At 65.7% G+C, this 12,580-nt stretch carries 12 protein-coding genes; 6 read left to right on the forward strand and 6 right to left on the reverse strand.

The window, feature by feature from the left end; translation table 11 throughout:
- Positions 1-92: 92 nt before the first annotated feature.
- A complete protein-coding gene (locus tag PSAL_RS15165; protein WP_119839396.1) occupies positions 93-530 on the forward strand; it encodes a c-type cytochrome in 438 nt (145 codons plus the stop codon).
- A 149-nt stretch (positions 531-679) separates the two neighbouring features.
- Here the strand turns inward: PSAL_RS15165 and PSAL_RS15170 are convergent, their stop codons facing one another.
- Positions 680-1,345: a TetR/AcrR family transcriptional regulator gene (locus PSAL_RS15170; RefSeq protein WP_231388538.1), complete on the reverse strand. Its 666-nt coding sequence runs from the start codon at positions 1,343-1,345 to the stop codon at positions 680-682.
- 124 nt (positions 1,346-1,469) lie between these two features.
- On the opposite strand from PSAL_RS15170, the gene PSAL_RS15175 reads away from it, so the two are divergent.
- Both PSAL_RS15175 and PSAL_RS15180 read left to right on the forward strand, forming a co-directional pair.
- Positions 1,470-1,925 carry a YaiI/YqxD family protein gene (locus PSAL_RS15175; protein ID WP_119839398.1) on the forward strand — a complete coding sequence of 152 codons (456 nt, stop codon included), beginning with the start codon at positions 1,470-1,472 and terminating at the stop codon, positions 1,923-1,925.
- A 59-nt stretch (positions 1,926-1,984) separates the two neighbouring features.
- On the forward strand, positions 1,985-2,614 hold the full coding sequence (locus PSAL_RS15180; RefSeq protein ID WP_119839399.1) for an HAD family hydrolase: 630 nt from the start codon (positions 1,985-1,987) through the stop codon (positions 2,612-2,614).
- A gap of 45 nt (positions 2,615-2,659) precedes the next feature.
- On the opposite strand, the gene PSAL_RS15185 is transcribed toward PSAL_RS15180, so the two are convergent.
- Positions 2,660-3,901 (reverse strand): MFS transporter, encoded by a 1,242-nt coding sequence (locus tag PSAL_RS15185; protein WP_119839400.1) that lies wholly within the window; start codon positions 3,899-3,901, stop codon positions 2,660-2,662.
- Positions 3,902-4,053: 152 nt separating this feature from the next.
- On the opposite strand from PSAL_RS15185, the gene zapE reads away from it, so the two are divergent.
- Entirely contained in the window at positions 4,054-5,142 is a 1,089-nt protein-coding gene (gene zapE, locus PSAL_RS15190; protein ID WP_119839401.1) for a cell division protein ZapE, read from the forward strand.
- A 334-nt stretch (positions 5,143-5,476) separates the two neighbouring features.
- Here the strand turns inward: zapE and PSAL_RS15195 are convergent, their stop codons facing one another.
- From PSAL_RS15195 to PSAL_RS15210, 4 genes are all read right to left on the reverse strand, one after another.
- Positions 5,477-6,715, reverse strand: coding sequence for a bifunctional folylpolyglutamate synthase/dihydrofolate synthase (locus PSAL_RS15195; RefSeq protein ID WP_408004215.1), 1,239 nt, complete (start codon positions 6,713-6,715; stop codon positions 5,477-5,479).
- Positions 6,716-6,747: 32 nt separating this feature from the next.
- Positions 6,748-7,818, reverse strand: coding sequence for an acetyl-CoA carboxylase, carboxyltransferase subunit beta (gene accD / locus PSAL_RS15200; RefSeq protein ID WP_119839403.1), 1,071 nt, complete (start codon positions 7,816-7,818; stop codon positions 6,748-6,750).
- Positions 7,819-7,880: 62 nt separating this feature from the next.
- On the reverse strand, positions 7,881-8,843 hold the full coding sequence (locus tag PSAL_RS15205; RefSeq protein ID WP_196941865.1) for a CPBP family intramembrane glutamic endopeptidase: 963 nt from the start codon (positions 8,841-8,843) through the stop codon (positions 7,881-7,883).
- The gene (locus PSAL_RS15210) at positions 8,810-9,652 is read right to left on the reverse strand and encodes a CPBP family intramembrane glutamic endopeptidase (protein WP_119839405.1); all 843 of its coding nucleotides are present in this window, start codon (positions 9,650-9,652) and stop codon (positions 8,810-8,812) included. Before PSAL_RS15210 ends, PSAL_RS15205 begins: the two co-directional genes overlap by 34 nt.
- 245 nt (positions 9,653-9,897) lie before the next feature.
- On the opposite strand from PSAL_RS15210, the gene ilvD reads away from it, so the two are divergent.
- Positions 9,898-11,655, forward strand: a complete 1,758-nt coding sequence (gene ilvD, locus PSAL_RS15215) for a dihydroxy-acid dehydratase (protein WP_119839406.1) — start codon at positions 9,898-9,900, stop codon at positions 11,653-11,655.
- Positions 11,642-12,346 (forward strand): hypothetical protein, encoded by a 705-nt coding sequence (locus PSAL_RS15220; protein WP_196222798.1) that lies wholly within the window; start codon positions 11,642-11,644, stop codon positions 12,344-12,346. Before ilvD ends, PSAL_RS15220 begins: the two co-directional genes overlap by 14 nt.
- Positions 12,347-12,580 lie beyond the last annotated feature (234 nt).

Consider the following 12,580-nt stretch of genomic DNA (forward strand, 5'->3'; position numbering starts at 1 on the left):
CGTATCTAATCTTTTCGTGAGAAGGAGTCGATACGGGTTCTCGTGACACGGGATGCAGGTATGCTGGGCGGGTTCCAACATGGAGTTTTCAGATGAACCGGAAATTGCTGACGATCTCGACAGCCGCCGCGGTGCTCGCCGGGGCGGCGCTGGCCCATAGCGAGGTGCAGAACGAAGACGTGAAGGCCCGCATGGACCTCATGAAAGACCTGCGTGACAATTTCGGCGCGCTTGCCGGAATGGCACAGGGCAAGACGGATTTCGACGCCGACGTGGCCCAGGCCTCGCAACTTGCGGTGATCGGGATCGCCGGCAAGATCCCGAGCACCTTCGAAGCCGAGGCTATGGATCCCGAATCCGAGGCCAGCCCGGATATCTGGACCAACTGGAGCGATTTCGTCGCCAACGCCGAGGCGCTGGAAGTCGCGGCAGAGGGTCTTGATCCGTCGTCGCTGGACACGCTCAAGGCCGGGTTCGGCAGCGTGGCGGGTACCTGCGGCACCTGTCACAAAGCCTTTCGCGTGAAATAGACGCGGTCTTGCGGCGGGCCGGGGGCCTTGTCGAAAGACAAACGAGGCCGAAAGGCAAAAGACAATGGGGACAGGCCGGGCGAATGGCATCGGCCCGTTCCCGTGTCAGCACGATCAGGACCCGTGATCGAGATGGCGGCGGGCGCGGATTACTCGGCGGCGGTGCGGGACGCGGGGACCGCAGCCTGTTCGCGGTCTTCCTTGCCGTAGCGGGCCAGGAAGGTCTCGACCGCTTCGTGGGCCACCTTGTCGGCCAGATCGGGGTCGATTTCGGTGCCGGGGCACAGCATCTGGCGGGCAAAGATCCCGGCCTTGCACAATTCCAGGAACTGGTTGGCGGCCAGCGGTATGTCGTCGATCACCAGTTCTCTGCGCGCCACGGCCTGTTCCAGATAGCCTGACAGCATGTTCTGGGCCATCAGCGGACCCTGTTCGTAAAAGTCGCGGGCAAGGTCCGGGAACCGCTCGGCCTCGGAGATGCAAAGTCGGAAGATCGCGACCGACAGTGGCGCGGTACAGGTCGCAACGATCCGACCGGCGGCAAGCTCCAGCATCGCGCGCGGGGCAAGGTCGGGTTGCACGATGCAGCCCGCGGCTTCGGGTTGCTGGCTGAATTCCTGCCGCGCGACCTCAAGGAACAGCAGCCGCTTGTCGGGGAAATAATTATAGAGCGTCGCCTTGGAGACGGCTGCCACACGGGCGATTTCATCCACGTTGGCGCCGTCATAGCCATCCCGCAGGAACACGTCACGCGCGCCTTGCAGGACCTGGTCGTATTTCCGCCCCCGGCGCTTCTGCAGGATGCACGTTGTCAAGAGGTCCTCCGGCTTGATCCAGAATACATTGTCCTGTTCCTTGGCTTGCAGCAAGTGTTCCGGCCCGTCAGTCTGTGCAAGCACGGGCTTGACGCGCCCGGTAGTGCGGTGATGATGCGCGCGCATGAGCATAATCTATGTCGATGCAGACGCCTGCCCAGTCAAAGCCGAAATCGAACGCGTGGCCACGCGGCACAAGCTGGTGATGAAATTGGTGTCGAATGGCGGGCTGCGGCCCTCTGCCAACCCGCTGGTGGAAAGCGTCATCGTCCCCGATGGCCCGGACGAGGCGGACAAGTGGATCGCCGACCGCTGCGGCCCCGCCGACGTGGTGATCACCGGTGACATTCCCCTGGCCGCCAAATGCGTCGAGGCCGGGTCCGAGTGCCTGCGCCACAATGGCGAGCGATTCACCGGTGCCAATATCGGTCAGCAACTGGCGATGCGTGATCTGATGGCCGATCTGCGCGCCGCCGATCCGTTCCGGCAGGGCGGCGGGCGCGGCTTTACAAAGGCGGACCGGTCCCGTTTTCTGGACGCATTGGAACGGGCCGTCCGCGCGGCGAAGGCGCGGGAATAGCGGTCCGCGACGACGATTTTAAAGACAGTGACAGATTTTCAGAAGGTGATGGACAGAACATGAGCAGTACACAGGCCAAGGCCGTGGTTTTCGATATCGGCAACGTGCTGATCGAATGGAACCCCGAACGGCATTATGACGCCAAGATCGGGGTGGACCGGCGCAAGGCGCTGTTTGACAGCGTCGATCTGCTTGGCATGAACGACGAGGTCGACCGGGGCGCCGACATGGCCCTGCTGACCGAGGGCCTTGCCGCTGAAAACCCCGAATGGGCGGATGAAATCCGCATGTGGCATGGTGACTGGCTGAAGATGGCCTCGCCCGCCATCCCGCATTCGGTACGCCTGTTGCGCCGGTTGCGCGGCAAGGGCGTGCCGGTTCATGCCCTGTCGAATTTCGGCATCGGCACTTTCGACATCGCGCAGGGGGCCTATGATTTCCTCGGCGAATTCGACAAGCCCTTCATCTCGGGGCACCTCGGGGTCATCAAGCCCGACGTCCGGATCTACGAGATTCTGGAGGACGGCACAGGGCTGAGCGGGGCCGAGATCCTGTTCACCGACGACCGGGCCGACAATATCGCCGCCGCCGCCGCGCGGGGCTGGCAGACGCATCACTTTGAAGGCCCCGAAGGGTTCGCCGCCCGGCTTGTCGCCGATGGCTTCCTGACCGAAGACGAAGCGGCCTGAGCCGAAAGCCCGCGCGTCGGATTGGACCGGCGCGCGGGGCGTTGGTCAGGCTGGCTGTGGCATGGGCGATGGCTTTTCGCGGATCGGCAGGTGGATGATGGCCGACAGCGCCCCGACCCCGACGCCAACCCACCAGACCAGCGTGTAATCCCCGTTGATGTCGTACAACTTGCCGCCCAGCCAGACGCCCATGAAACCGCCCAACTGGTGGCTGAAGAAGACGATCCCGTAAAGCGTGCCCATGTAGCGCATGCCGTAGATATAGCCGACCAACCCCGATGTCAGCGGCACGGTCGCCAGCCAGAGCGACCCCATCACCGCCGAAAACACCAGCACGGTGACAGGCGTAATCGGCATCAGGATGAACCAGGCCGCGACCAGGGTGCGCAGCACGTAGATCCCCGCCAGCAGGTATTTCTTGGTGTATCGGTTGCCCAGCCAGCCCGCCATCAGGGTGCCGACCACGTTCATCACGCCGATGACCGAAATCGACACCGCCCCAAGCGCCGAGGTCGAGGTGATCCCGAGCGATGCCAGTATGCCGCCCGGCGCGATGGGGCCGCAAAGTTCGGTCACGAAGGCCGGAAAGTGCGCGGTGATGAAGCCCAGCTGATAGCCGCAGGAAAAGAACCCGATGAAGATCATCGCGAAAGTCGGGTCCCGCAGGGCGCGGGTGATGATCTGGCCCAGGCCTTCCTCCAATTCGGATTTCGGGGCCGGGGCCGGGACGCGCATCAGCGGCAGGACCAGCAGCACCGCCAGGATCGCTGCGGCAAAGACCAGAAAGACCGACTGCCATGGCATCATCCCCAGCATCCACTGGGCCGCCGGCGCGCCAAAGACCTGCCCCGCCGATCCCGCCGCCGTGGCAATGGCCAGTGCCATGGAGCGATGCTGCGGCGCGGCTGCCCGGCCCACCACCGCCAGGATGACGCCGAACCCGGTGCCCGCGATGCCGAAACCCACCAGCACCTCAAGCCCCCAATGAGCCTGTGGCGTCACCGCAAAGGACGAGGCGACCAGCCCGGCGGCATAGACCAGCGCGCCAAGGATGATCGCGCGGCGGTCGCCCAGTTTTTCGGCGAAGGCCCCGAAGAAGGGCTGCCCGATGCCCCAGGCCAGGTTCTGGATGGCGATGGCAAGCGAGAAATCCGCCCGCGCCCAGCCGAATTCGGCCGCGATGGGGATCTGGAAGACGCCGAAACTGGCGCGGATGGCAAAGCTGACCATGATGATCAGGCAACCGGCGATCAGCACCGGGGAAATCAGGCGGGGGGCAGGGGGCATGGGGGATCCTTTGAACGCCCGCAAAGGCTACTGCTCGGATTCCGCCCGTCAATCGTGACTTTGTGATCTGCCACATTCCGGATCGTGACCTCGGGCCGCCAGCGCGCCATTGGCATCTTTCCACCGCGCGCGCCTCGGGCTATCCAAGCGTCATGAGCACCCGCATGTCAGAGCTTTACCGCACCCGCGTCGCCGATGGCACGATCCGGCCCGATCCGGCGCAGGAAAGTGTCCTGCCGGAATTCGACCGCATCGAGGCCGCGCTTGCCGCTGCCCCGGAACCCGCCCGGCGCGGCCTGTTCCGCAAGGCCAAGCCACCCGAGCCGGTCCGGGGGCTGTACCTTTGGGGCGGGGTCGGACGGGGCAAGTCGATGCTGATGGATCTGTTCGTCGAAAGCCTCGACGTGCCGGTGCGCCGGGTGCATTTCCATGCCTTCATGCAGGAAATCCACGAAGGGCTGAACGAGGCCCGCAAGGCCAATACCGAAGACAGCCTGGCCCCGGTCGCCGCTGGCATCGCGCAAAGCGTCAAGGTGCTGGCCTTCGACGAGATGCAGATCACCGATATCACCGATGCGATGATCGTCGGCCGCCTGTTCGAGGCGCTGTTTGCCGCCGGGGTCGTGATCGTGACCACGTCGAACCGGGTGCCGGACGATCTTTACAAGAACGGGCTGAACCGGCAGCTTTTCCTGCCCTTCATCGCACTGATCAAGGAACGCCTTGTGGTGCATGAACTGGCCAGCCCGCATGACTACCGGCAGAACAGGCTGGAAGGCGGGCAGGTCTATTTCGCCCCTGCCGATGCCGAGGCGCGGCGCAAGATCGACGCGATCTGGCAGGATCTTACGGGCGGTGATGCCGCGCCGCTGGTGCTGACCGTAAAGGGGCGCGAGGTCGTGCTGCCCGCCTATCGCAATGGCGTTGCACGGGCGCAGTTTCACGATCTGTGCGGGGCCATGTTGGGGCCGGGCGACTACCTTTCGGTGGCCCGCGCGGTCAAGGTTCTGGTGCTCGAGAATATCCCCTGTCTGGGGCGGTCGAACTTCAACGAGGCCAAGCGCTTCGTGACGTTGGTCGATGCCCTTTACGAAGCGCAGGTGCGGCTGATCTGTTCGGCGGCCGACGACCCTGAAAGCCTGTATCTGGAAGGTGAGGGGGTGTTTGAATTCGAACGCACCGCAAGCCGCCTGCGCGAAATGCAGGACAAGGACTGGGGCCGGGATGCGGATGCAGGCTGAGGTCCGGGACTGAACGTGGGTCCCTGGGGGGCGCAAAGGAAGGGGGTCGTTGAACCGACCCCCTGTTTTTTGCCCGATGGTCCCAAGTGCCGTAGGTCGCGTCACACCGGTTGTCTGCTGTCTCGGAGGTCGGCGTCGTCTGGAGAATGTCTTGTTTCTATTGAAAGGTTAGCCGAATCGAGGCGAATCGGTCAACCGAAACCGAATCGTTTTCCGCCAGTCAGCCCGGACTGCGGTCTGGGTGATTCGGAAAGCCGATTCGGAACAGCGCCTTACACGCCCCAGTTGACGTGAAGAAAATTCGGGCAAGGGCCCCCGGGCAGGCCGGATCGGCCTAGCCGTTGGCCTCCAGCACGGTACCCGCAAGGTAAAGAGATCCGCAGATCAGCACGCGCGCCGTTGGGTCGCTGGCCTGAATGGCGGCAAGGGCCGCTTCGACGCTGGCGGCTTCGCTGGCCTCGTATCCGCAATCGCGGGCGGCGGTGGCGGTCTCTGCAGCGCTGAGCGTGGCGGTGACACCGGGAATCGACACGGCCTGCAGGCTGGTGATCTTCGGGGTAAGCGGGCGCAGGTAGCCGCGCACGTCCTTGGTGTTGAGCATGCCGCAGATCATATGGGTGGGCCGCGCGGGCAGGCTGGTCAGATGGGCGGCAAGCGCCGCGCCGGCTGCGGGGTTGTGGCCGCCGTCCAGCAGCAGTTCGATCCCCGGGGCGCTGTCGCATAGCGGCCCCTTGCGCAGTCGTTGCAGGCGGGCGGGCCATTCAGCCTGTGTCACGGCGGCTTCGCAGGCGGCGGCGTCAAAACCCAGATGACGCAGGGCGGCCACGGCGGCCCCGGCGTTTTGCAACTGATGCGCGCCGGGCAGGTTGGGCAGCGGCAGGTCGAGCAACCCGTTCAGGTCCTGAACGACCATCCGGCCATGTTCGCTCCAGACCTGCCAGTCCTGACCATGGACCAGCAGCGTCGCGCCGGTTTCGGCGGCGCGGGTTTCCAGCACCTCCAGCGCTTCGGGCTGCTGGGGGCCGACGATGCAGGGCACGCCGGGCTTCAGGATGCCGGCCTTTTCGGCGGCGATCTGCGCGATCGTGTCCCCGAGAAAGCTTTCGTGATCCATGGAGATCGGCGTGATCACCGTCAGCGCGGGCCGGGCGACGACATTGGTCGCATCCAGGCGCCCGCCAAGGCCGGTTTCCAGCAGGCACCAATCGGCCGGGGTGCGGGCAAAGGCCAGCAGGGCGGCGCAGGTGGTGATCTCGAAATAGGTGATCGCATCGGGGCCATTGGCGGCCAGGCATTCATCCAGCAGCGCCGACAGGGCGTCTTCGGAAATCAGTTCTCCTGCCAGACGGATGCGTTCGTGAAATCGCACAAGGTGGGGCGAGGTATAGGCATGGGTGCTTTGGCCCGCGCCTTCTATCCCGGCGCGCAGCATCGCCTGGGTCGAGCCCTTGCCGTTCGTGCCCGCCAGGTGGATGACCGGCGGCAGGCGGTCTTCGGGATGGTCCAGCGCGGCAAGCAGGCGCCAGACCCGGTCCAGCACCAGGTCGATGACCTTCGGATGCAACTGCATCATCCGGTCCAGCAGCGCATCGGAAGATCCGTCGCTCACGGCTTGTCTTTGGCTTTCGCGGCGGCAGGTTTGGCAGAGGGGGTCTCAACCGGTTTGGCTGCTGCTTTCGGCTTGTCGCTGGTGGCGGTCCCGGTCTCGGGCGTGCCCATGTCGCGGGCCAGATCGGCGGCGACCGGGGCGGGGGCATCAGCCTGATCGGCCTCGGCTTCGATCTCGGGCAGGGGGGCGGGGGGCGGCAGGTCGCCGGCGACGGCAGGCGGCAGGCCGGTCAGCATCCGGGTGATGGTGATCAGCTCGTTCCGCATCTCGGTGCGCGGGGTCACCCGGTCGAGCATCCCGTGATCAAGCAGGTATTCGGCGCGCTGGAAGCCCTCGGGCAGCTTTTCGCGGATCGTCTGTTCGATGACGCGCGGCCCGGCAAAGCAGATCAGCGCGTTGGGTTCCGCGATATGGACATCGCCCAGCATTGCGTAGCTGGCGGTGACGCCCCCGGTGGTGGGGTGGGTCAGCACGACGATATACGGCAGGCCGGCTTCCTTCAGCATCTGCACGGCCACGGTTGTGCGCGGCATCTGCATCAGCGACAGGATGCCTTCCTGCATCCGGGCGCCCCCGGCGGCCGAGAACAGGATCAGCGGGCATTTGCGTTCGACGGCGCGTTTGGCGGCGGCGATGATCGCATTGCCGACGAACATCCCCATGGAGCCACCCATGAAGCTGAAGTCCTGCGCGGCCAGAACCACGGGCGCGCGGCCCATGTCGCCTTCGGCCACCAGCATGGCTTCGTCTTCGCCGGTCTTCTTCTGCGCCGCCCGCATCCGGTCGGGATAGCGTTTCTGGTCACGGAACTGCAGCGGGTCATGCACCGGCTCGGGGATGTCGACCTCGGTAAAGATTCCGCCGTCGAACAGCGACTGGAACCGCTGGCGCGGCGAGATCGCCATGTGGTGGCCGCAGCTTGGACAGACATTCAGATTGTCGCTGAGCTCGCGGTGGAACAGCATGGTGCCGCAGCTGTCGCACTTGGACCAAAGGTTCTCGGGCACATCCCGGCGCGCAAAGATCGAATTGATTCGAGGCCGGACGTAGTTGGTGATCCAGTTCATCGGCGGCGTTCCCCCGGTTTCGATTAGGCCCCCCAGATAAGGGGCGGCGGCGCGGAATGCAATCAGCGCCTTATGGCAAGTCGCGTGGCAAGCCAGGCGACAAGGATCAGGGCCAGTTCCATCAGCAGTTGCGGCGTGACAACCGGACCGATGGCGTCGATGGTGTCCTGCGGTTCGGTCAGGGTCAGTTCGGGGTAGAGGAACAGCGCCAGCCCGGAATCAAGGGCACCGGCATCGGCGAAGAACAGGAAGGCATAGGCGTTGTTGGCCATGTGCAACCCGATTGCGGGCCCAAGCGATCCGCTGCGCGCGGTCAGGTCGCTGCAGGCAAGGCCAAAGCAGAAGGCCCATATCACATAGCGCAGGTTGTCCACCGTCTCGGCGCCTTGTTCCCAATGCACCCAGGCGAACAGCAGGTTCGGCAGGATCAGCCAGACCCGCGGATCGGGCAGGCGGGCGGCGATCTGCTGCTGGATATAGCCGCGATAAAACATCTCTTCCGCGCCCGTCTGCACCAGCAGGGCCAGCAGGGCAAAGGGCAGCAGGGCGATCCAGGCGGCAATGTTGCGGTGGCTCTCGATCCCATGGAAGTCGATCCAGGGCGGCAGGATCTGGATCAGGACATAGACAGCGGCGGCGCCGAAAAAGGCCGGGAACATCAGTCGCATCCGGTCCCAGGGGCCGAACAGGCTGACCGGGCGGCGCAGGTGCAGCCGGGTCACGATCAGCATCAGGGCCAGGCCGAGCATCCCGAAGGACAGCAATTGCAGGATCAGCGCGACGCCGGTGTCGCCGTAATAGACCGCATCGGCCAGGCTGGGCGAGACCCGCAGTAGCAGCCGGTCCAGCCCCGACATGCCGAAGGCGAACAGAAGCTCCGCCAGAAGGATACCGATCAGCAACCGCCCGATCTGGCAACGATAGCGCGCCGGGGCGACAAAGCTTTCGTGCGCCGCATAGGCCGGGATGCTGGGCGCGGACCAGGGCGCGGTCATCGCCGCAGCACCAGCCGGGCGGTCAGCCACAGCACCAGCGTCGTCGCAAGGTCGATGGGAATGAAGGGGCGCAGGGCCGGATCGGCAGAGGCCACGGGCAGGTGGAACAACGCCAGCCCGCCCAGCCCGTCGGGCAGCGCCAGCAGCAGCACGCCGAAGATGTTGTTGGCCAGATGCAACGCGATTGCCGGCCCCAACGTGCCGCTGCGCCGGGTCAGATCCGCCGCCGCGAGGCCAAAGACCGTGGCCGTCAGCACGAACAGCCAGCCGTTGTCCCCGGCCGAGCTCTGGAAGTGCAGCGCGCCGAACAGGACCGAGGGCAGCAGCGCCCAGATCGCCGGACTGGCAAAGCGCGCCGCCAGACGGGATTGCAGGTAGCCGCGAAACAACAGTTCCTCGGCGCTGACCTGGATCATCAGCAGCGGCAGGGCCAACGGCAGCAGCCGGGCCCAGTCGGGCAGGCTCATGTAGCGGATCGGGGTCAGGTCACGCGGCAGCGGCATCATCCAGACCAGCCCGAGCATCAGCATCACCGCACCGAAACAGCGCAGCCCCTGGCGCAGGGCGATATCGGGCGTGCCGATCAGCCGGACCAGGGGGCGCTGGTGCAGGGTACGCATCATCAGGGCCACCGCCAGGATCGCCACGATGAAGGACCCCAGCATGGTCAGGGTCAGCCCCTGCGGATCCTGCGGCTGGGGCATGGCCAGAAACCATACCGCGCTGAACGCGACATAGAAGAGGGCGAACAGGATGAACCCCAGCCCGGTGCGCCACAGGGCAACGGGGGCGTCGGTCCAAAGCTCTGGCAGCGGTGCGCGGGCGGGGGGCGGTGTCATGGCGGCAAGCTATCTCTCTGCTGCGATGGGGGCAATCGCCGCCGAATGCGACCTTTGGCCGTTCCGGGGGCTTCGGGGCCGCTGTCCTCCGGCCCCGGACGTCCGGCAGAAACCAGCCCAGCCCGCCAACCGCCCCGTCTTGTACCGCGCCAATGGCTGTCTTATGCCCTTTTCAGCCATTTTTCACGGCTCGGGGCGCCTCTGTGCGCGCTTCGGGTCGGTTGTATCGGGGGAGGGATCGCCAGATGACGAAATTCGACAAGGCGCGGCTGCCCAGCCGTCACGTCACCGAAGGCCCGGCGCGGGCACCGCATCGGTCCTACCTCTACGCCATGGGCCTGTCCGAGACCGAGATCCATCAGCCCCTGGTCGGCGTCGCCACCTGCTGGAACGAGGCCGCGCCCTGCAATATTTCGCTGAACCGTCAAGCTCAGGCGGTGAAGATGGGGGTGAAGGCCGGCGAAGGCACGCCACGGGAATTCACCACGATCACCGTCACCGACGGCATCGCCATGGGTCACGAAGGCATGCGGTCCTCTCTGGCCTCGCGCGAAGCCATTGCGGACACGGTCGAACTGACCATGCGTGGCCATTGCTACGACGCCATCGTCGGCCTTGCGGGTTGCGACAAGTCGCTGCCGGGCATGATGATGGCCATGGTGCGGCTGAACGTGCCCTCGGTCTTCATCTACGGCGGGTCGATCCTGCCGGGCAAGGCGCCCCAGGTCGACGAGATCCCCGAGGATTTCCGCAGCCGCGACCTGACCGTGCAGGATATGTTCGAAGCGGTCGGGCGGCACCAGAACCAGGCAATGTCGAGCGCCGCTCTGGATATGCTCGAACGGGTGGCCTGTCCGTCGTCCGGGGCCTGCGGGGGCCAGTTCACCGCCAACACCATGGCCTGCGTCTCTGAGGCCATCGGGCTGGCGCTGATGAATTCGTCCGGAATGCCGGCCCCTTACGAAAGCCGCGATCAATATGGCGAGGCCTCGGGTCAGGCGGTCATGGCGCTGGTGGAACGCAACATCCGCGCCCGGGACATCGTGACGAAGGAATCGCTGATCAATGCCGCCCGCGTCGTGGCCTGCACCGGCGGGTCGACCAACGCCGGGCTGCACCTGCCGGCCATCGCCCATGAGGCGGGGATCGACTTCGACCTGTTCGACGTCTGCGACATCTTCCGCGAAACGCCGTATTTCGTGAACCTGAAACCGGGCGGCGACTATGTGGCAAAGGATCTGTTCGATGCCGGCGGCATCCCCGTGGTGCTGAAGGAACTGGATCGCGCCGGGCTGATCCACCGCGATTGCCTGACCGTCAGCGGCCTGTCCATCGGCGAGGAAATCGACCGCATCACCCGCAAGATCGACGGCAAGGTCATCCATGCCATCGACGCGCCGATCACCGCCACCGGCGGGGTCGTCGGGCTGAAGGGCAACCTTGCCCCGGAAGGCGCCATCGTGAAGGTCGCGGGCATGAGCCCTGAACAGCAGGTCTTTACCGGCCCCGCTCGGGTCTTTGAATGCGAAGAGGACGCCTTCGAGGCGGTCCAGCAACGCGCCTACGCCGAAGGCGACGTGATCGTGATCCGCAACGAAGGTCCTGCGGGCGGGCCCGGCATGCGCGAGATGCTGGCAACCACCGCCGCCCTGTCCGGTCAGGGCATGGGCAAGAAGGTGGCGCTGATCACCGACGGGCGCTTTTCCGGGGCGACGCGGGGTTTCTGCGTCGGCCATGTCGGCCCCGAAGCCGCCCATTGCGGCCCCATCGCCCTGCTTCGGGACGGCGATATCATCACCATCGACGCGATCAGCGGCACCATTGATGCCGATCTCTCTGTCGCCGACCTGGCCGACCGCAAGGCCGCCTGGACCGGCCCACGCGAGACGATCTATGCCTCTGGTGCCTTGTGGAAATATGCCCGGCAGGTCGGCTCGACCCGGCTGGGCGCAGTGACCCATCCGGGCGGCAAGGCCGAAAAACATGTCTATGCGGATCTATAGATCTATGGCTGCCGGGCGTTCCGCGGCGCCGCGGCCGGTCGGTGGGGTGGCCCGCCGCCCGGTGCGGCGCCTGCGCGGCGTGATGGTTGCGGGCCTTCTTGGCATCGGGCTGCTGGCGGGCTGTGCAGAGGCGCCACAGGGGGATGACTCGCTGGGGTTCGTGTCCTCGGGGCAAAAGTCGGGCGGCAGCGGCGTCGCCGCGGTGGGGCTGGTCGGCGGCAATGTCGTGGTGAAGGGCCCGCGCGGCTATTGCGTCGAACGCGACTCGATCCGCAATGGCGACGGCAGCGCCTTTGCCATGCTGGCCCGTTGCGATCTGCTGAGCGGGCTGTCTTCCAGCCGCGCTGCCCTCGGCGTGCTGACCGTGACCATCGCGCCCTTTGAAGGGGCCGACCTGCCGGATGTGCAGGAGTTGGCGCGGGACTTCGGCTCTGGCAGTGTGATCGAGGTCGCGCAGCGCTCGGATGTGCGCATGTTGCATCTGGCCAGCGGCGGTGATCGCCTGGTCGAGGCCGCCGATCCCCGGCAATGGCGCGGGGCCTTCCTGATCAATGGCCATGTCGTGTCGATGGCGGCCTATGGTCCGCAGCAAGGCAGCGTGGCCGGACGTGGCGGGCTGAAACTGATGCTGGACCTGGCCGAGGCGATCCGGAAAGCCAGCCCGCGCAATGCCACGCCACCTGTGGATTGAACGCCGCGCCGTACCGTGCGCGATGCCGTGCGCGGCCCGCTGCGTGTTCGGGTCTCGGGCAATCTGCTGTCCGCATTGGCCTGCCCGCTTCATGCCCATCGAGCTATTCCTCAAGATGCTGGAACAGCTTCTTTTCCATTGCTTTGCAATCGGGGAACTTGCACCGCGCAGCCGCACGGGCGATAGGTTCATGACCGGGCAGGCCAGGAACAGCGGCGGCTTCGGTTTCGGCAA

The organism is Pseudooceanicola algae (assembly GCF_003590145.2).
Classification (GTDB): Bacteria; Pseudomonadota; Alphaproteobacteria; order Rhodobacterales; family Rhodobacteraceae; genus Pseudooceanicola; species Pseudooceanicola algae.